Genomic DNA, 19,016 nt, shown 5'->3' with positions numbered 1-19,016 from the left:
CGCGGTCGTGACGACAATGGCAAAAGCGGTTGAGGCGCAAGCTTCAACCGCTTTGTGCTTTAAAGCGGCAGCGGCCGGTCCTGAAAGATGCTCTTCATCACGAGCGTGGACGTGAGCCGCAGAACAGACGGCAGCGGCAGCAGACGGCGGTCGTAAAGCGTCTGGAACGCCTTCAGATCGCGCGTGACGACGTGCAGCATGTAGTCGGGCTCACCGAAGAGACGTTCGGCGCGTGTGATTTCGGGGATGTCGACCAGCGCGTCTTCGAAATCCTGCACGTTTTCGCTGCTGCCCTCGCGCAGGGTCGCGAACACGATCGCCGAAAAATTCAGCCCCACCGCCGACGGCTCGATCGTCGCCCGATAGCCGCTGATGACCTGCGCGCTTTCGAGCGCGCGCAGCCGTCGCTGGCACGGCGACAGGCTCAAGCCCACGCGTTCGCTCAGCTCCGTGATTGAAAGTCGTCCATCTTGCTGGATCTCAGCAAGAATCTTGCGGTCAATGGCATCCATACGCGAAATACTAGCGCCATTTGACACCTCATGACAAGAAATAGGGAGCACTTCTCTGCTCGAAAACCCTAATATTTGCGACCTTGGCGCGCATGCCATCCGGATCCTCCTGAGCGGACCTCGCGCGCGCAACACCGTCGATAAAAGGGAAGTACAGCAGTGCAAGCAAGTCTGTTGACCGCGTTCTGGATCGTCTCGTTCTCCCTCGTCATGGTCCCGGGAGCGGACTGGGCCTATGCGATTTCAGCGGGGCTGCGCGGACGCGTGGTCGCGCCCGCCGTGGGCGGCATGTTGCTGGGCTATCTGGCGATCACGCTGGTGGTCGCGGCGGGCGTGGGCACGCTGGTGACGAGCGTGCCGGCGGTCCTGTCGGTGCTGACCGTGGTGGGCGGCGCGTATCTGCTGTGGCTGGGCGTGAAGACCGTGATGCGACCCGCGACGCAGCTTTCGGCCGATGACGGCCAGACGCAAAGCAGCAAGCAAGGATGGGCGCTGCGCGGCTTCGCGATCAGCGGTCTCAACCCGAAGGCGATCCTGCTGTTCGTCGCCCTGCTGCCGCAGTTCACGCGGCCCGGCGCGGGCTGGTCGGTGTCCGTGCAGATCGTGGTGCTCGGCGCGCTGCATATGCTCAATTGCGCGTCGGTGTATTCGGTGGTCGGGCTGGGGTCGAAGGCGGTGCTGGGCACCCGGCCGAAAGCGGCGCGTATCGTCAGCCAGCTTTCGGGCGCGGCGATGATCGTGGTGGCGCTGTTGTTGTTCGCGGAGCAGGTGTTTGCGTTTGTGCGGCAGGGTTGAGGCGCTCGCACATCAACGCGGCGGCTTTGAAGCGACCGGTCCGGGAATCGACTGTAAAAAATCCGTCGCCAACGCCGCGCAGTAATCGAACGAAGGCGTGTAATCCAGCGTGAGGATATCGTTGAATCGCGCCGCGATGAACGCGCGATGTTCAACCAGCAGGCGCAGAAACGTCTCGCGGTGCCGCACGAGCCACGCGCCCGCTGCCATGAGATCCTCGGGTTCGCGCTCGATCACGAGGCTCAGGTCGAACAGATCGCGCGCGGCCGGCCGGTCGCCGCGATACCACATCTTCTTGGCGACGATTTCCGCAGCGGTTTCAACCTTGACGGGTTCTCCCATCAAGGTCCATTCGTCAAAGCCGGGCGAAGTCAGATTCTGCGACACGACGAAGTCGATCTCTCCGGTCGGCAGGATCAGCTTCACGAACTGGGCGTGTTCCTCGTAGTCCTGGGTGATCTCCGCCGCGGTGTCGTTGATGCGCGGATTCACATAGCCCAGGTATTGAGGATTCGGCACGAAAAGATCGATGTCGCGGCTCATCCGATGACCGTAGCGCAGCATCAGCGCCGTGCCGCCGCCAAACGTCCAGAACGGTGTCGAAGTGCCATGCGTGCGGATCTCGTCGATCAGACGCATCGCTTCCCGAAAGAGCGGCTGCCAGGGACCATCCGGCAATGTCGCGGGCATATTCATACCCACACTCCCCGATAAAGATGCAGCGCCTTTGACCAGGCCGCGAGGTGCTTCCAGATATCGCGCGCGGGCGTGCCGGAATTCTTCGCTGCCTCTTCGACCGCCTTGACGACGACCGGCACCGGCACTTCATCGAGAATCGTCGAAATCTGCGATTCGCAACCTTCGGGAATCTGACCGGAAGCTAGCGCTTTAGACAGCTGGCGCTCCGTGAGATGACCGTCGTAGCTGACATTCGCGCTGACCGTGGCCTTGTAGAGACCACGCTGCGGCGGCCGGGCGAACGCCGCCAGTTCGAGCCCGAGCACGCTGAGCAAAGGAATCAGCTTGTTGATTCCAAGGTCGTTGAGCTTGCCCGATTCGAGCTGATTGACGGTCAGGCGCGAGAGGCCCGCGAGTTTGGCGAGTTGCGCCTGGGTGAGATCGAGTTCCGCCCGCCGCGTCGCCACGGCGTGGCCAATTTCGTAGAGTTGCATGACGGCCTCCGCAAGCCGCCGTGTCAGGTGGCCCGTTGATGTAAGATATACTTTACATCAAACTAGATCGGGCCGCACAATTTCACCCCCGCGCGCTTTCGAACCGCCCCGCCCGCCTCATCTCCATCGGCAGGCATTTCACCAGCAGGTGCAGCACGAGCGGGACGATGATCCCGTCGTCGATCACGCCGGCCACCGGCAGCGCGATATTGAACGGATCGAGCGCATAAAGCCCGAGCAGCACCGTCGCCGGCAGCAGCCAGACCGGGCGGCCAGGCTGGCGCAGCGCGTACCACAGCACGCGCGCGTCACCCTTCACGATTCTCCACAACAACGCCAGACGCTTCATCTTCGGCCCCTCCCGCGCAATCAAGCGCTCGTGACTACCTTGCTGCCACCTCAGTGCGTTCCATGCCCCGGCGCATCTGAGCGCGAGGTTCGCACCACCAGCCCATCCGGCGAAAAATGCGCATTGAACATGCCGTCGCCGGTTACACCGCCTTCGGCCCAGTGCCAGCTCCACACTTCCTCGTGACTGAGCGCGTATTTCGCGACCTCGGCCGGCTTGCCGAGCAGCCGTCGCACATCATCCTGGGTCATGCCCGGCACCACCTGGGCGATGTTCTGCGCCGTCAGCGCCTGAGTCATGGCGACGAGCTTGCCATCGGCGTCGAAGTCGAGCATCCACGTGTTCAGGCCGTTCGGGCCACGCGGGTATTCGAGCCGTTCGGTGCCGTCGTCGTTCTGCCAGACGATTTCGGGTTTGCCCGCCTGGCGGCGCACGTCCTCGACGGTCGACACGCCGATCTTCAGGCCGCCGAACGCCATTGAATCGGGCTTGATCGCGTTGACGGCATCGGCGACTTTCTGCTGGTCGCAGCCGCTAAAAAGCGTCGCACCCGCAGCCAGCGCAAGGCCCAGACAACACGCGCGCAACATCGGCAATCTATGCACGAACGATGAGGAATCAAGCATAAAAATCAGGCAGTTACAAAATTGCGACGATCAAAGTTTCTGGGCAATAGCCAGCGTGAAGATGCGCGCCCAGCGTTTCGCCTCGCGCTCGCTGGGCATCGGCAATTGCCAGAGCGGTTTGCGCGCGTCGCTCACGCGCAGCGCGACGTGCCAGCCGCTTGCATCGCGTTCGCACTGCGCGCTTTGCAGGTCCGCGAAGATGTATGCGCCGTGTTCCGCGCCTTGCGTGATGTCGCACAGGCGTTTGCCGGCCGCGAGCCTGGCTTCGCCCCACGCACCCGACACGCGATGGGTCCAGTTGCCCTCGCCGCGCAGATTCGGCGCGATGTCGCGGCGGCGCTGCAGCCAGTACGCGATGAGCGCGATGACGATCAGCGCCGCCACCACGGCGGCGCCAATCGCCACGCCCGTGCCAAAGTGCGCGGCGATGGACTGATACGCCCGCAGCGCGCCATACACGAGCGCGGCGAGAGCAAAAAGCAGGACGAATATGGGCATACGAAAACGGACGGTGCGTACTGTGCGTACTGTGCGTACTGTGCGGACCGCGCGAACGCATTCAGGCGCGTTCGCGCAAAGGGATCGAGGCGGGATTTCGCAGGCGGTCTGCACGATACCAGCGTGCAGCACACGCCGTACCGGCCCCGTGGTGAGAACTTGTCTCACCGCAAGGCCGTCGGCGTCGGGCGCGCGCCGCGCTGGCGTCAGGATTACTGCTGCGGATGCTGCGCGGCCCATTCCTTCACGGCGCGCAGGGTGTTTTCGACGTGCTGGTCGGGCGACAGGCTGGTGTACTCGTAGATGACCTTGCCGTCCGGCGCGATCACGTAGGACACGCGATTGGCCATCGACTCATGCAGGGGCATGGACGCGTCATACGACTTGATGATCTTCGAGTCCTCATCGGCGGCCACCGGGAATTTGCTGCGGCACTCGCTCACCGAGAACTTCGTGAGCGTGTCGATGTTGTCGTGCGAAACGCCGATCACGGTTGCACCGTACTTCTTGTACTCGTCGACGGCTTCGGCGAATTCATGCGCCTCGATCGTGCAGCCCTTGGTGAAAGCGGCCGGATAGAAGTACACCACCACCGGGCCTTTCTTGAGTTCGGAGGCGAGCGAATAGGTGTAGGTCTTGCCGCCCAGCGATGCCTGGGTCGTGAAGTCGGGCGCCGGGTCGCCCGGCTTGAGCGTGGCCTGCGCGCTCAGCGCGAACAGCGAAAGTCCGGCGCACACGAGCGCCGCGGCGGCGGCCGCGAAATACCTCGGTTTCATGTCGGATGTCCTCGTGGTCCTAGACGTGGTCCTTGAACGGATCGCCGTTCGCGTGCGCAACCTGCACCGCGCGGCGAGCGTCCCTATTGGACCACACTCGGCCCGCGCGCGCAGGATGCGGCGCGCCCGGAGACGATGTCTTACGCGTGTCTTTCAACCATCCGCATAAGCCGAGAACCACGCGCTCGCCCACAGATTCAACTCGCCGAGCAGCGGCGGCGTGAGCGCCTCGAAGCGCCCGCCCGCCTGGACGATGAGCGATTGCGCGAGCTGGTCGTCGCCCTGTTCGGCGGCTTCGGCCACGCGCAGCAGCATGCCCAGTTCGCCGCGCTGACCGTCGACGGCTTCGCTGATCTCGCGCGACAGTCCAAGGCGTTCGAGCGTATGCGCGGGCGTCGATCCCACCAGCACATGCACCAGCGAGAAGATGCCGGTCATGAACGCGGCGTCGGCGAAATCGGCGTCATTGGGCGCGAGGCTGCGCGCGGCCAGTTCCATGAAGTGCGAACGCGTGCCCGCCAGTTGCACGAGCGGGTCCGAGGCCCACGGCAGATCGCGCCCGCTTGCGTAGAGCAGCAGTTGCGCCCAGCGTGCGATCTGGCGCGTGCCCGCCGCCAGCACGGCCTCGCGCAGTGACGAGATCGGCCGCCCCGGCGCGTAGGCGCTGGAATTGACGAGGCGCAGCAGTTGCACCACCACGCCCGGGTGGCTGCGCAGTTCGTTTTCGAGTTCGGCGATGCCGACGTCGCCCGCCACCAGCGCAAGCAGGCGTACGAGCGCGAGGCGCGAAGCCCGCACTTTCGGCGCGCGCAGCACTTGCGGACGCGCAAAGAAGTAACCCTGGAACAGGTCGAAGCCCAGATCGCGCGTGTATTCGAAATCCTCGCGCGTTTCGACCTTCTCGGCGATCAGCGTCTTGCCCTCGGCGGAAATCGCCGCGGCGAGCGCCGGCAGCGCCGCGCGCTCGGTCTGCATCAGATCGACCTTGACGATGTCCGCGTAAGGCAGCGCGCGGCGCAGGCCGTCGGTCAGGGCGTTCACGTCGTCGAAGGCGATGCGGTAGCCCGAACGGCGCAACTGGGCGAGCCGCTCAAGCACCGCCGTGTCGAAACCGACGTGCTCCAGCACTTCGAGCACGAAGCGGTCGGGCGGCAGCAGGTGGACGATGTCGTCGAACAGCAGCTCGCGGCTCATGTTGACGTAGCCGTGGTGGCGTCCCAGCACGGCCTGCACCCCGAGTTGACCCATCGTGCGGGTCATCACCTGGGCGGTGGCGAGCGCGTCATCGAAGACGTCAGCGCGGTTCTGGGGGCCGCCGCGGAACAGCAGCTCGTAGGCGTTGAGCGCGCCGTTGCGGTCAAGGATGGGCTGACGGCCCAGATAGACGAACGGCTGCACGGCGGCGCTCTGGGCAGACGACGGGGCGCACGACTGCGCGGGCAGGCTGGACTGCGGTGCGCCGGAGCCACTATCGCCTGGCTCGGCCGGATGCTCCGGTCGGGCGGACGCTGACGATGAATCGGACATGGCGAAAAGACTCGGGCGAATAAATTCGGTCTCGAAGACCCGGTGCGCGTGGCTCGCGGACCTGATCGGACAATAACCGGTCAAAAATTGACTTACTGGAAAATGGCCGGTCTGGCGCCCCGGTTCGCATCAGGCTGAACCAAAAGACTAACCCAAACTCTTGCGCGCGGGGCGCTGAGCATGCATTCTGCATCGCCGGGGACGTCCGACCGGCGCAACTTTAACTGAATCTGCGCGCGCTGGCATCGTGCCTGGCGAGGAGTTGGCCCTCTGGCCGTTTTTTCTGCGCAGCCACTAAAGATTTTGTCCGGACGGTCGATATCTTGGTCTGATGGGGCGTGTCATGCCGGTGGCCGCACGCCGCGCGACTGACACGAACCACGCATACACGCCGACTAGCACACAGGTTGCCAGCGATACACATGGAAGCGAACAGGATCACCGCGCCCCGCCCGGGCTGGCTACGCACGGTCATGGACCGCCTGCGGGCGCGCGCCGGCCATGGTGGCGCAACCGGCGCTCCGCTTGCCGCAACGGGCGGCGCGCCGCTCGTGCCCGCCGCCGCCGAAATGGCCGCGTTTGCGAAAGCCGTCCATGCGCCCACCGCTGCCGACGGCGGCGGTGCGCCTGCGCCGAATCTGCCCGTTCCGCATTCCGACGCCGTCTCGCGCTCGTTCGAACAGACGGCCGCCGCGGTCGACTTCCTCGTGCACGTCGACCGCAATCTGCGCTTTCTCTACGTCTCCGACGCCAGCCTGCGCTTTGCCGGCTATCACCGCGAGTTCCTGCTCGGCGCCACGCTGCATGACCTCGTCGCGCCCGAACATCTCGCGCGTCTCGACGCGCTCTTCGTGCGCGCGCTGGAAAGCGGCGGCGTCGAGAAAACCACGGTCGACCTGATCAAGGCCCTCACCTATCCGATGGCCGTGGAGCTGCGCGTGCAGCGCGCGTCCTACGCGGGCATGGACGGCTTCGCGATCGCGGGCTTCGATGTGTCGGCATGGCAAGGCGCGCAGGCGCGCCTTACTCACGCGCTGCATCACGATCCGCTCACGGGCCTGCCCAACCAGGCGGCGCTCGGCCCCGCGCTCGAACGCGCCCAGGCCGAAGCCGACGCGCATGGCGTACCGGTCGCCCTGCTGCTGCTCGACCTCGACGACTACCAGCGCGTGAACCGCGCACTCGGCTACGACGCCGGCGACGAACTGCTGCGCGAGACCGCGCGCCGTCTGAGCCACCTCGCGTTGCAAGGCGAGCTGATCGCGCGCATCGGCAGCGACGAATTCGCCATTCTGATCACGCCGCAACTGCGCGGCGAACCGGGCGACATCCGCGTAGCCGCCGAAGCGCTCGCGCGCCGTCTGCTCACCTCGGTGCTGCAGCCTTACACGTTCCGCGACCAGCCCGTGCATCTGTCGGCGAGCATCGGCATCGCCTTTCATCCCGATCAGCGCATTCAGGCGGGCGCAGCGGCCGGCACGAATGCGGGCTCGGAAGTCGCCACCACCGACGCCCCCGTGGACGGCCACCCCGACACCACGCCGCTGATCCGCCGCGCCGACCAGGCGTTGCAGACGGCCAAGGCAGCGGGCGGCAACACGCTGATGTTGCATGTCCCCGACAACGATCCGACCGATGCACTGCTGCTCAAGCTGGAGTCGGATCTCTACGATGGCGTGCGCAATGGCGAGTTCTCGCTGCACTTCCAGCCCATCACCAGCAGCGCGACGCGCGGTGTGGTGGGGGTCGAAGCGCTGATCCGCTGGCAACATCCATTGCACGGTCTCGTGCCGCCTTCAACGTTTATTCCGCTTGCGGAATCCGTCGGGCTGATTAATTATCTCGGCAACTGGGTTTTGAAAGCGGCCTGCATGCAATTGACGCAATGGGACGAGCAAGGCATCGCCTTGCAGTACATCGCCGTCAACGTGTCGCCGCAGCAGTTCCGTAATCCGCGTTTCAAGGACAGCGTACAGGAGGCGATCCAGCTCACCGGGCTCGATCCGCGTCGGCTTGTCTTCGAAATTACCGAAAGCCTGCTGATGCAGGATCCGCAGCACGCGGTGAAGCTGCTCGAAGAACTCACGGGTCTGGGCATCCGCTTTGCTGTGGACGACTTTGGCACGGGATATTCGAGCCTTGCCTACCTGCAGCGCTTTCCGCTTTCGAAACTGAAGATCGACCGCAGCTTCGTCGAGAATCTGCTCACGTCGCGTAACGATCAGGCGATCGTCAACGCGGTTGTGGGCCTTGCGCGCACGCTGGAACTCGAACTCGTCGCTGAAGGCGTCGAGACCGAGGCGCAGCGCGAGTTGCTCACGAAGATGGGCTGTGACCACATCCAGGGATGGCTCGTCTGCAAGGCGTTGCCTTCCGAGGAGCTCTCGCAGCGTTTCGAGTCGCGCACCCTGCACGTTCATACCGTGCACTGATGCCGACACCGCAATCGATACACGCAGGGCATTAGCGAAATTGACATGGTTCAGATGGTAAAGGCTGTCCTGCTCGACCGGCTCTGGGCTCGCATGAACGAGCGCGGGGACTTCCCCATGCTGTCGCAATCGCTGCGCACCACAGTCGCCGCCATGACGAACGACGACTACGATTTCAGCGCGCTCGTGAAGGTGGTGCTGTCGGACTTCGCGCTGACGCAGAAGGTGCTGCGTCTGGCCAATTCGGCGATGTACATGGCCTTCGGCGGCAATATCACCACCGTGACGCGCGCCTTGATGGTGCTCGGCATGGACGCGGTCGGCCATCTCGTGGTCGGCCTGAAGATCGTCGATCACTTCCATCACAGCGCGCCGCGCCGCATCGACGCCAAGCTCGAACTCAACCGCACGATGCTGTCCGGTTTCGTTGCGCGCAAGCTCACCGAACGCGGCGATCTGCGCGCTGGCGAAGAAGCCGTGGTCTGCACGCTGATGCGTCAGGTCGGCAAGCTGCTGGTGGTGTTCTACCTCGAACCGGAATGGGATCAGATCCGCCGCGAATGCGATAACGGCGTGGGCGAAGACGAAGCCTGCATCGACGTGCTGGGCGTGACTTTCGCCGAGATCGGCCAGGATGCCGCCTCGCGCTGGCGTCTGCCCGAAGCGATCCGCGAAGGCATGGGCGAATTCGACCCGGCTGGCACCGAGCCGCGTAATGTGCAATGGCTGCGCGCCATCACCAACTATTCGACCGAAGTCGCGCGCGTGCTGACCACGCCGGGCTTGACCGAAGAGGCGCGCGAAGAGCACATCACCGACCTCGCCCACTTCTACGGCCGCGCGCTCTCCACCGATCCGGAAACGCTGGTGCAGATGAGCCTTGCGCTGGCGCGCGAGGAAGCCGACGACGGCGTGATGCGCGAGATCGTCGAGCTGCGCGCCAACGCCGACGCGATCGCGCGCGAGGCGCTCGACCCCGAGGCGCGGATTTCCGCGGGCGTGGAAGATTTGCGCTCGCTGCCGCCCGATAGCTCGCTGAACACCGCTCTCACGCTGGCCACCGAAACCGTGCTGGCCGGTTTAGGCTTCGCGCGCACGGTCGTATTCGTGCGACGCGGCGCGAACATGTTCGAGGCGCAGCGCGGCTTTGGTCCGCAGATGGAAGACGGTCTGGAAAAGCTGTCGTTCAGCGCGGCGTTTCAGCCCGATGTGTTCCATCTGGCGATCGCGAACTCGGTGGGCATCTTCATCGAGAATGCGCGCGACCCGAAGATGCTCGCGCGTCTGCCGGGCTGGTATCGCGCGCGCTTCGACGATACGCGCGCCTTCGTGCTGCTGCCGGTGGCGGTGCCGGGCGATGCGCCCGTGGCGCTGGTCTACGGCGACTGGCTGATGAGCCAGGAACCGCGCCGCATCTCGCAGAAGGAAATGAGCGCGCTCAACGAACTCGCTCACGAACTCGCGCGTTTCTTCGCGGCGCATCCCGTCAAGGCTTGAGCGCGCCCGTGAAGGCCTGAAAGAACTTCAGGCCTTTGCGCGCAAACCTCACGCTTCAATCTTCGATCCGTTCCAGACCTTGCGCTTCGGCGTTGCGGTCGGCCATGCCGGCCCACTCCGCCGAGGTCAGCGCCAACGCCGCCACTGCGCTTGCATCGAGCGGCGCGAGGTTCGCGCAGGCCATATCGACGGCCGCCCAGTCGCCGCGCTCCAGCGCCTCGATCACGTCGAGCAGACGTCCCAGCACGCCTTCGCGCTGGGTAATGGCGGCGCGAATCGGCTTGGGCAGGCGCAGCACTTCAAGCGCGTCATCGAGCGCGCCGCCAAACACCGCATCGACAAACGAAAACACCCCGACCAGAAACGCCGCGTCCTCTTCGCTCGGCCCGGCTTCCGGCAGGATGGCCGTGGCCAGTTCCATGAAGCGCGCGCGCGTGGCGGCCAGTTGCAGCAGCGGATCGTCTTCGAGCTTGACCTTGCGGCCATCGGCGTAAAGGAGCAGTTGCGTCCAGCGCGCGATGCGGTTGGTGCCGGTGGCGTTGATCGCCTCGCGCAGCGTCGTGACCTTGCGGCCCAGCGCGTAGCTGCTCGAATTGGCGAGGCGCATCAAGTGCATCACCAGCACGGGATTGAGCTTGAGCTCCGCTTCGAGCTGCATCACCGTGGGTTCCGCGGCAAGCAGTTGCAGCAGGTTCAGCAGCGCCTGACGCGGCGCACTCGCGCGACGCGAGCCGCCCTGATGTTTCGCGAAGTAGTAGCCCTGGAAGCGGTCGAAGCCCAGCGCGTGCGCGCGATCGTGCGCGTCCGGCGACTCCACATTGAGCGCAACGAGAATCTTGCCCGCCGACTTGAGGATGCTCGCGAACTTCGGCAACAGCGCGGGCGCGATGTCCTGCGTATCGATCTTGATCGCGTCCACATAGGGCAGCAGCTTCGCGAACGATTCATCCGCCTTCGTCACGTTGTCGAGCGCGAAGCGATAGCGCTTCTTGTGCAAGACGATCAGCCGCGCGATCAGATCCGGATCAGCGCCGATGCCCACCGGCAACTCCAGCATCACGCTATCAGGGGCGAGGCGCAGCAAGGTGTCGTCGAACAGCGCTTCGCGCGTGACGTCGAGCCACGCGGGATGGCCGCTCAGCGAAGCGCGCAAAGCCGGTGCGCAGAAGGCTTTGATGAGCGCGCGGCCAGCGCTCGCCTGCGGGTCCACCTCCCCTTCCACCGCGATACGCACGGCACGCGGCAGCGTTTCGTACGCGCACAGCATGCCGTCGCGGTCGAGCATGGGCTGACGCGCGAAATAAACCTGCCAGGGATCGGCCAACGGGCCGCTGGATGACTGATCGCCTTCGACGCCCGACATGCCTGGTCGGTCTGCGGCACTGAAGTTCATGGGGTCCCCCGCAAGGCGCCGTGCCTGAGGCGGCGCCAAGGTCGTGTGGTGTCTCGTGTGGCGGGTCTTGTCGACTCGTTCTTGCTCGCCGCGCGCATTTTCAGCCTTGATTTCAGGTGAAACGCTGCGTCAGCCGCTCTTCTCTACCTTACCAATTCTATCCTGGCGGATACGTCCGGCATATGAAGCGGACACTCAATTCGACGAAATTCTCGGTTGTTGTTTAAACGGAAAGCCGCGTCGATACAGGCCTTTTCACGGCATTAATCAGGATCACGAATTATTTATCCAGTAAAAAATACCGGCCAGTTCTCACTGGCCGGTATCGTGTACTACGCGGTGCGCTTTTCAGCGTTGCACGCTTACTTCAGCACGACCTTCACGTCGAAGTACTTGGCGGCGATCTTGTCGATCGTGCCGTCAGCCTTCAGGTCCTTGAGTGCGCCGTTGAGCGCGGCCTTCAGCGCTGCGTCGTTCTTGCGCACGCCGTAGCCCACGCCTTCGCCGAGCAGCTTGGCGTCGACAACCTGCGGGCCGGCGAACGCGAAGCCCGCGCCTTGCGGCTTGTTCAGGAAGCCCTTCGAAGCGGCTTCGGCGTCCTGGAAGGCGGCGTCCAGACGGCCCGAGACGAGATCCGCGTAGATCTGATCCTGAGTCTGGTAAGGCACGACGTCGACGCCAGCCGGCGCCCACTTGGCCTTCGCGTAGGTTTCCTGGATCGTGCCCTGGAGCACGCCAACGTGCTTGCCCTTGAGCGATTCCGGCGTCGGCAGCAGCGGGCTGCCCTTCTTCGCGATCATCTGGTTGGGGATCGCGTAGATCGGATCGGTGAAGTCGATGGCCTGGCGGCGCTGATCCGTGATGGTCATGTCCGAGTTGATGGCGTTGAACTTACGCGCCTGCAGCGCCGGGATCAGGCCGTCGAACGAGTTTTCCACCCACACGCACTTCACCTTGAGCTTCGCGCAGACGGCGTTGCCCACGTCGATATCGAAGCCTTGCAGCTCGCCGCTGGGCGATTTCGATTCGAACGGCGCATACGACGCCTCGACGCCGAAGCGGATTTCCTTGAGATCGGCCGCTTGTGCGAGCGACGCGCCCGCGCCGAAAGTAACGGCCGTGCAGAGCGCGAAGGTGGCCAGCTTGTTCCAGTTCATGTTCATCAGTGTCTCTATCCAGTCGAAATACGGTGCGCTCCGTCGATATGCGGGGCGCGGCACAGGATCGCTGCGCCAAAAATGCGGCTCAAACGATCGCACCCTTTCTGATGCGCCGCAGCAACCGCAGGGGCGCGATTGTACCGCGCCCGCGGGCCGGGCCTGGGATTCGGCCCTGCTGCGAAGTTGCAATTGCGTGTCGTGGCTGCGCAAGTGCGCGGCGCGCTTCTATTGGCCTATACGAGCGTGGCGAGCGTTTCGGCGGTGGTGTCGATCACCAGTAGACCCGCGCGAAGACCCGGTTTCACAGTGGGATTCGGAAAGACGATGCGCTCCTCGTCATGCGCCACCACATAGCGATAGTCGCCATCTTCGGCCAGGATGGTGTCGCGTGCGAATGGCGTGAAGTTCGGCACATCGGCGGCAACGTGGAGCTTGAACGCGTCGCTCTGCTTCGTGATCTGGCCGATCACGGTGAACACACGCGGCATTGCGGCGTCGGCATCGTTCGTTGCGCCCGCAACCAGCCTGCGCACGGCCGCATCGGCATTGGCGAAACGCGAAAGATCGTTTTCGCCGAACGGCCGCACCTTGCCGAGTTCCAGCGTGCAGGCCGTCGCGCCGCAATGATCGGCGGTAAAGGACGAATAGGTCGCGCCCTTTTCAGTGTGGATCAGCACGGCGGCGATGCGCGCATCGGCGAGCCAGTCGAACATCGCCCGCGTTGGCGCACCGCCCGTATAGGGCAACAGCGCGAACTGCTCGAACGCCGAAGCGCGGATCGCGGTGTGCATGTCCAGATGCCAGCGCGCGCCCGGCGCGTTCGAGGCCTCGGCGAAAAAGCGCTGCGCCGCCGTTTCCAGCGCAATCGCACGCGGCGCTTCGCGGCTCTGCGGCACCCGCGCGTGGCGGCCGCCGAACAGCCGGTTCAGGTCGTCGTCCTCGTAACGCGTGGCCGCGCGCATGGCGTTGACGTTGCCCAGCACCACGAGCACGCGACAAACCAGCGCCAGTCGTCCAGCGGCGATATCGGCGACGATCTTCGAGAGCAGTTCGATCGGCGCGGTCTCATCGCCATGCACGCCTGCGGAGAGCAACACGCTGCGCGTTGCTTCCTTGACCTCGGCGGGCTCCAGCAGCAGCACGCCTTCGTCCTGCCACCGCCAGCGCACCGCGCCGTTCGCGCAAACACCCAGCGCCTGATCGGCAGGACGCACGCCGCCCAGCGTCGCGCCGAGAAAATCGGCCAGCACGACTTCAGCGCTGGAAGTCATAAAGCGACCCGAGGCCGAGAATCTGCGTGAGTTCGTCGAGCGCCGTGCGCGACTCCACCAGCAGCGCCGGATCGGTGAGATCCTGCGGCGCGAGGCGGTCGCGATAATGCTTTTCGATCCACGCATCGAGGCGCGCAAACAGCGTGTCGTTCATCCACACGCCCGGCGCGACGGCAGCGCGTTCGGCTTCGTCGAGCACCACGCGCAAACGCAGGCAGGCCGGGCCGCCGCCATTCTTCATGCTCTCGCGCAGGTCGAACACCAGCACCTCGTCGATCGGACCGCTCTTCGACGTCAGATCGTCCAGATACATCGCCACGTGCGGGTTTTCGCGGCATTCCTGCGGCACCACCAGCACCTGCTTGCCATCCGCGCGGCTCAGCAACTGGCTGTTGAACAGATACGACGAGACGGCGTTCGCGACGCTCACCTGCGCATCGGGCACTTCGATCACGTTGAACGGCGTGCCGTGCGCACCCAGCTTGCTGCGCAGTTCCTCATAGACCTTCTGCTGATCGACGAACGCGCGCTCATGACAAAACAGCGTGGTGCGATTGCCGACGGCGATCACGTCGTTATGGAACACGCCCGCGTCGATCACGTCCGGGCTTTGCTGCGCGAACACCGTATCGGCTTCATTCAGGCCGTGGCGCTGCGCAACCGCGCGGCTCGCCTCGAAGGTCTGGCGCGCCGGAAAGCGCTTCGGTTCCGGCCCACGGCGGTATTCGCTGCGGCCATACACGAAGAACTCCACGCCGCGCACGCCGTATTCCGCGCAAAAACGCGTGTGATTGGCCGCGCCTTCGTCGCCGAGCGCGGGCGTGCCCGGCAGCGCGTCGTGCACCATGAAATGCGACGGATCGGCGAAGATCGCGCCCAGCGTGCGGCGCGTGTACTCGTGCTCGATCGCGCGATGCAGTTTGCTGCACAGGTTCGCGGGCGTGAAGTGCACGCGGCGCTCGGGCGTATCCGCCGACGGGCTGACGGTCGCCGCGTTGGCGGTCCACATCGCCGAGGCGGAACTGGCCGCGGCCAGCAGTTCGGGCGCATCTTTCGCGGCACGCGCGATGGCGTCGCCGTCCTTGCCCGTAAACCCGAGTTCGCGCAGCAGGCGAATCGACGGCCGCTCCTGCGGCGGCAGCACGCCCTGCGCAAAGCCCAGATCGGCGAGGCGCTTCATCTTGCGCAAACCCTGCTGCGCAGCGGCGCGCGGATTGGCCACCGACTTCTCGTTGTTCTGCGAGGCGACGTTGCCGAACGACAGTCCGGCGTAGTTATGCGTGGGGCCGACCAGACCGTCGAAATTGGCTTCGAGCGCGGTGGCGGCCAGCTTGGCGGTATTGCTCATCGTCGATCCTCAGAATTGAAGGCCCGGCGAAACGCTCGCGGGCATCTGCAGTTGTGCGCTTTCCACCGAGGCCATCGGCCAGGCGCAGTAGTCGGCGGCGTAGAAGGCGCTGGGGCGATGATTGCCCGAGCGGCCCGGGCCGCCGAAGGGCGCGCCGCTCGACGCGCCGTTGGTCGGACGGTTCCAGTTGACGATGCCCGCGCGGATTTCGCGCGAGAAGCGCTGCCAGAGCGCGGCATCGTCGGCGAGCAGGCCGGCGGACAAACCGTAGGCCGTGTTGTTCGCCTGGGCGATGGCGTCGTCGAAACCGGCGTAGCGGATGATCTGCGCCAGCGGGCCAAAGTGCTCCTCATCCGGCAGATCGGCCACGCCCGTCACGTCCAGAATGCCGGGCGTGACAAAGCCGAGCGCCGCATCGCGCTGCTGCATCGGCAGCAAGGCCTTCGCGCCGCGCGAGAGCAGCAGCGTTTGCGCCTCGATCAGCTTCGCGGCCGCGCGCGCCGAAATCACCGCGCCCATGAAGGGCTGCGGATCGGCGTTGTATTCGCCCACGGCGATTCGTGAGGACACCTCGACAAAACGCTCGATAAAGCGGTCGCCGAATTCGCCCGACGGCACCAGAATGCGGCGCGCGCAGGTGCAGCGCTGCCCCGCCGACAGAAACGCCGACTGGATCGCGTGATGCACGGCGGCGTCGATATCCTCGACCGGCGCGACCACGAGCGGATTGTTGCCGCCCATTTCCAGCGCCAGCACGATCTCCGGACGCCCGCCAAACTGGCGATGCAGCAGCGTGCCGGTATCCGAGCTGCCGGTGAAGAACAGGCCGTCGATCTGGCGATGATTCGCCAGCGCGATACCCGTGTCGCGTTCGCCTTGCACGAGATTGAGCACGCCCGCGGGCAGACCCGCGTCCTTCCAGATTTCGACCGTTGCGCGCGCAACGTCCGGCGCGAGTTCGGACGGCTTGAACACCACCGCATTACCGGCGATCAGCGCGGGCACGATATGGCCGTTGGGCAGATGACCCGGGAAGTTGTACGGACCGAACACGGCCACCACGCCATGCGGACGATGACGCAGCACGGCCACGCCATCGGCCATGTCGCTGCGCTTTTCGCCGGTGCGCTCGCCATAGGCCGTGATCGAGATGGCGACCTTGGCGGCCATCGACGCCGCTTCGGTGCGCGCTTCCCAGAGCGGCTTGCCGGTCTCGCGGCCAATTGCGCGCGCGAGGTCTTCCTTGCGCTCGTTCACCAGCGCGGCAAAACGTTTGACGATCTCGCAGCGCGTCTCGAACGGCGTCTGCGCCCACGTGGGGAACGCGCGACGCGCGGCGTTCACCGCGCGATCAACATCCTCGGCACTGGCGGCGTTGCCGCTCCACACGGTTTCGTTGGTGCCGGGATTGCGCGACGCGAATGCAGGACCGCTTGCCGCGCACCATTGGCCATCGATGAAAAGCTCGTTCATGGTCATCCTTTTTTCTTTACCGTGCTGCGTGCGACGCGCCCAGCACGCGCACCTGTTCGCCTTCCTTCACGTTCAGCGCCGCCGCTTCCTGCGCGCTCAGCGTGAATGCGCCGCCCTGCACCACGCCCGGCGCGAAGCCCACGCGGAAATCGGTCAGCGACGTATTCGACACCAGCGAACGCGTGTTGCCTTCCGCCGTCGCTTCACCGATCTGCACCGGCACCAGCACGCTTTCACGCACCGTGCGCAAGTCGGCGATATGGCATTCGAGCACCGGACCCGCATCGAAAATATCGACGTGATTCTCATAACGCAGCCCTTCGCCTTCGAGCATGCGGCGCGCGGGCACCGTGTCCGCGTGCGTGAGGCCGACACACGCCTGTGCTTCGTCGGGCAATAGTTCGACGTAGACCGGATAGCGCGGCATCAGCTCCGCGAGGAAAGACTTGCGGCCATGCGCGCTCAGATAATCGGCGGCATTGAAGTCGATCTGATAGAAGTGCGAACCCACCGCGCGCCAGAACGGCGAGGAGCCTTCCGCGTCGAAATGGCCGCGCAGTTCCGCGCAGATACGCTCCGGAAACAGCTCGCGGAACTGCGCGATAAACATGAAGCGCGAGCGCGACAGCAGCCCGCCCATGCCGCCCGTGCGATAGCGCGGCGACAGAAACAGCGAGCAGACTTCGGCGTAACCGGTCAGATCGTGCGAGATGTTGAGCGCGCGCATGCGCGTCCAGATGCCCAGATCCTGGCTCGCGTGCACCACCGTGCTCACGCGGTAGTTGTAGAACGGCTGCGTGAGACCCACGGCGGTTTCGATGCCGCATACGCCCGCCACATCGCCGGTCGCGGTGTCTTCCATCACGAAGAAGTAGCCCGCTTCGGCGGCGCTCGCCTCGCCCGCCAGCGTGCGGCGCGTGCGCTCGATACGCGCGGCGAGCGCGTCACGGTCGGGCTTGAAGGTGGTGAGGCCGGGGCCGGTTTCCTGGGCCAGCGCGACGAGCGCATCCACATCGCCCGTCTGCACGACGCGTACTACGATCATTGCGTCTCTCCCATCGATACATCCTCGTTGTCCTGTCCATCTTCGTCAGGACGATAAAGCGGCGCACAGCGCACCGTTTCGCCATCCTGCACGTTGAGCGCGGCGCGCGTGGCAGCGTCGAGCGGCGCGTCGCCTCGCACGGCGTGCGCGCCGCGATGCAGCGCGGTTGCGGACGTGGCGGGCATGAGCGGCAGCGTCGCCAGTGCGCAGCGGAATTCGCCGCCCTGCTGGCTGGCGACCAGCCACGCCGATCCATCGACCGCGCTTGCGCTTTCACGCACCGTGCGCGTCTGGTTACCCGCCACCGACGACGTGCGATCCACCTGCGCCGTGAGCACCGGGCCGGCGTCGAAAATATCGACGTAGCGGTCGGTTTCGAAGCCCTCTTCCAGATGGATCTCGTACGTGAGCAAGGTGCTCGGGTCCGGCTCGCCCAGCACGCGCTGTGCGCCTTCCGGCAGCAGCGGCACGTAGATCGGATACGCGGGCATCACTTCGGCGATAAAGGTGCGGCTGCGGCCGCCCGAGGCCATTTCGATGTCCTTGAAATCGCGCCCGAAGAACTTGCGCCCCACCGCTTCCCAGAACGGCGACACGCCTGCATCGTCAGTCACGCCGAGCAGCAGCGAAAACACCTCAGGCGTGAAGCGACGGCGATTCATCGCCACGTACATCATGCGGGCGCGCGACATCAGATGCGCGGCCGCATCGCCGCGCAGCGCGGGATCGATATAGAAACCCGCGAGGCGGCTCTTGCCCGTCAGCTCGTGCGACATGGTGAGCGCGTGAATCTTGCGGTTCACGTGCAGCTCGCGCGAGGCGTGGATCAGCGCGTCGTTGCGAAACGCGTAGAACGGCTCCGCGTAACCCGCTGCCGCGACGATGCTGGACGTGCCGACCAGCTTGCCCGTGGCCGAATCTTCGAGCACGAAGAGATAGAACTCCTCGCCCGGAAAATCGACATCGGCGCGAAACGAGTCTTCGGACAGCGCGATGCGCGCCTCCAGCGCTGCGCGGTCGTGCGGCAGCGAGTGCAGCACGGGTTGCGCGGTGCGCGCCATATGGGCGATCGCATCGAGATCGGAGAGCCTTGCGGGGCGAACGAATAGCATCGTCGGTCCTGATTCGGATAAAGGGCGCGG

18 protein-coding genes are annotated in these 19,016 nt (G+C 65.1%); 3 read left to right on the top strand and 15 right to left on the bottom strand.

Annotated elements, in window-relative coordinates; translation table 11 throughout:
* Positions 1-59 precede the first annotated feature (59 nt).
* Positions 60-512 (bottom strand): Lrp/AsnC family transcriptional regulator, encoded by a 453-nt coding sequence (locus F3J17_RS14585; protein ID WP_167059470.1) that lies wholly within the window; start codon positions 510-512, stop codon positions 60-62.
* Positions 513-671: 159 nt separating this feature from the next.
* On the opposite strand from F3J17_RS14585, the gene F3J17_RS14580 reads away from it, so the two are divergent.
* Positions 672-1,307, top strand: a complete 636-nt coding sequence (locus tag F3J17_RS14580; RefSeq protein WP_167059467.1) for a LysE family translocator — start codon at positions 672-674, stop codon at positions 1,305-1,307.
* Positions 1,308-1,319: 12 nt separating this feature from the next.
* Here F3J17_RS14580 and F3J17_RS14575 read toward each other — a convergent pair whose 3' ends face one another.
* From F3J17_RS14575 to F3J17_RS14545, 7 genes are all read right to left on the bottom strand, one after another.
* Positions 1,320-2,003, bottom strand: a complete 684-nt coding sequence (locus F3J17_RS14575; RefSeq protein WP_167059464.1) for a nucleotidyl transferase AbiEii/AbiGii toxin family protein — start codon at positions 2,001-2,003, stop codon at positions 1,320-1,322.
* Positions 2,000-2,479, bottom strand: a complete 480-nt coding sequence (locus tag F3J17_RS14570) for a helix-turn-helix domain-containing protein (protein WP_167059461.1) — start codon at positions 2,477-2,479, stop codon at positions 2,000-2,002. Before F3J17_RS14570 ends, F3J17_RS14575 begins: the two co-directional genes overlap by 4 nt.
* Before the next feature lie 82 nt (positions 2,480-2,561).
* Positions 2,562-2,828 (bottom strand): hypothetical protein, encoded by a 267-nt coding sequence (locus F3J17_RS14565; RefSeq protein WP_167059458.1) that lies wholly within the window; start codon positions 2,826-2,828, stop codon positions 2,562-2,564.
* A gap of 50 nt (positions 2,829-2,878) precedes the next feature.
* Positions 2,879-3,454 carry an outer membrane protein assembly factor BamE gene (bamE, locus tag F3J17_RS14560; RefSeq protein WP_345891192.1) on the bottom strand — a complete coding sequence of 192 codons (576 nt, stop codon included), beginning with the start codon at positions 3,452-3,454 and terminating at the stop codon, positions 2,879-2,881.
* Between the two features lie 30 nt (positions 3,455-3,484).
* Entirely contained in the window at positions 3,485-3,952 is a 468-nt protein-coding gene (locus F3J17_RS14555; RefSeq protein ID WP_167059455.1) for a hypothetical protein, read from the bottom strand.
* A 212-nt stretch (positions 3,953-4,164) separates the two neighbouring features.
* Positions 4,165-4,728, bottom strand: coding sequence for a peroxiredoxin (locus F3J17_RS14550; RefSeq protein WP_167059452.1), 564 nt, complete (start codon positions 4,726-4,728; stop codon positions 4,165-4,167).
* Between the two features lie 153 nt (positions 4,729-4,881).
* Positions 4,882-6,255: an EAL domain-containing protein gene (locus F3J17_RS14545; protein WP_167059449.1), complete on the bottom strand. Its 1,374-nt coding sequence runs from the start codon at positions 6,253-6,255 to the stop codon at positions 4,882-4,884.
* A 422-nt stretch (positions 6,256-6,677) separates the two neighbouring features.
* Here F3J17_RS14545 and F3J17_RS14540 point away from each other — a divergent pair, with 422 nt between their 5' ends.
* Both F3J17_RS14540 and F3J17_RS14535 read left to right on the top strand, forming a co-directional pair.
* Positions 6,678-8,687: a sensor domain-containing phosphodiesterase gene (locus tag F3J17_RS14540; RefSeq protein ID WP_167059446.1), complete on the top strand. Its 2,010-nt coding sequence runs from the start codon at positions 6,678-6,680 to the stop codon at positions 8,685-8,687.
* A 54-nt stretch (positions 8,688-8,741) separates the two neighbouring features.
* Positions 8,742-10,184 (top strand): HDOD domain-containing protein, encoded by a 1,443-nt coding sequence (locus F3J17_RS14535; RefSeq protein ID WP_167059751.1) that lies wholly within the window; start codon positions 8,742-8,744, stop codon positions 10,182-10,184.
* A 55-nt stretch (positions 10,185-10,239) separates the two neighbouring features.
* On the opposite strand, the gene F3J17_RS14530 is transcribed toward F3J17_RS14535, so the two are convergent.
* From F3J17_RS14530 to aruF, 7 genes are all read right to left on the bottom strand, one after another.
* Positions 10,240-11,577, bottom strand: coding sequence for an EAL domain-containing protein (locus F3J17_RS14530; RefSeq protein WP_167059443.1), 1,338 nt, complete (start codon positions 11,575-11,577; stop codon positions 10,240-10,242).
* A 362-nt stretch (positions 11,578-11,939) separates the two neighbouring features.
* Positions 11,940-12,740, bottom strand: coding sequence for an ABC transporter substrate-binding protein (locus F3J17_RS14525; RefSeq protein ID WP_167059441.1), 801 nt, complete (start codon positions 12,738-12,740; stop codon positions 11,940-11,942).
* 230 nt (positions 12,741-12,970) lie between these two features.
* On the bottom strand, positions 12,971-14,008 hold the full coding sequence (gene astE, locus F3J17_RS14520) for a succinylglutamate desuccinylase (RefSeq protein ID WP_167059438.1): 1,038 nt from the start codon (positions 14,006-14,008) through the stop codon (positions 12,971-12,973).
* Positions 13,992-15,356 carry an N-succinylarginine dihydrolase gene (astB, locus tag F3J17_RS14515; RefSeq protein ID WP_167059435.1) on the bottom strand — a complete coding sequence of 455 codons (1,365 nt, stop codon included), beginning with the start codon at positions 15,354-15,356 and terminating at the stop codon, positions 13,992-13,994. Before astB ends, astE begins: the two co-directional genes overlap by 17 nt.
* Before the next feature lie 9 nt (positions 15,357-15,365).
* Positions 15,366-16,829: a succinylglutamate-semialdehyde dehydrogenase gene (astD, locus tag F3J17_RS14510; RefSeq protein WP_167059433.1), complete on the bottom strand. Its 1,464-nt coding sequence runs from the start codon at positions 16,827-16,829 to the stop codon at positions 15,366-15,368.
* A gap of 16 nt (positions 16,830-16,845) precedes the next feature.
* Positions 16,846-17,874 (bottom strand): arginine N-succinyltransferase, encoded by a 1,029-nt coding sequence (astA, locus tag F3J17_RS14505; RefSeq protein WP_167059430.1) that lies wholly within the window; start codon positions 17,872-17,874, stop codon positions 16,846-16,848.
* Positions 17,871-18,986, bottom strand: coding sequence for an arginine/ornithine succinyltransferase subunit alpha (gene aruF, locus F3J17_RS14500; RefSeq protein ID WP_167059427.1), 1,116 nt, complete (start codon positions 18,984-18,986; stop codon positions 17,871-17,873). Before aruF ends, astA begins: the two co-directional genes overlap by 4 nt.
* Positions 18,987-19,016: the final 30 nt, after the last annotated feature.

Source organism: Burkholderia sp. Ax-1719 (assembly GCF_011753055.1).
GTDB lineage: Bacteria > Pseudomonadota > Gammaproteobacteria > Burkholderiales > Burkholderiaceae > Paraburkholderia.
Note: the sequence above shows the minus strand (reverse complement) of the source record. Positions and strands in the feature narration are given on the sequence as shown.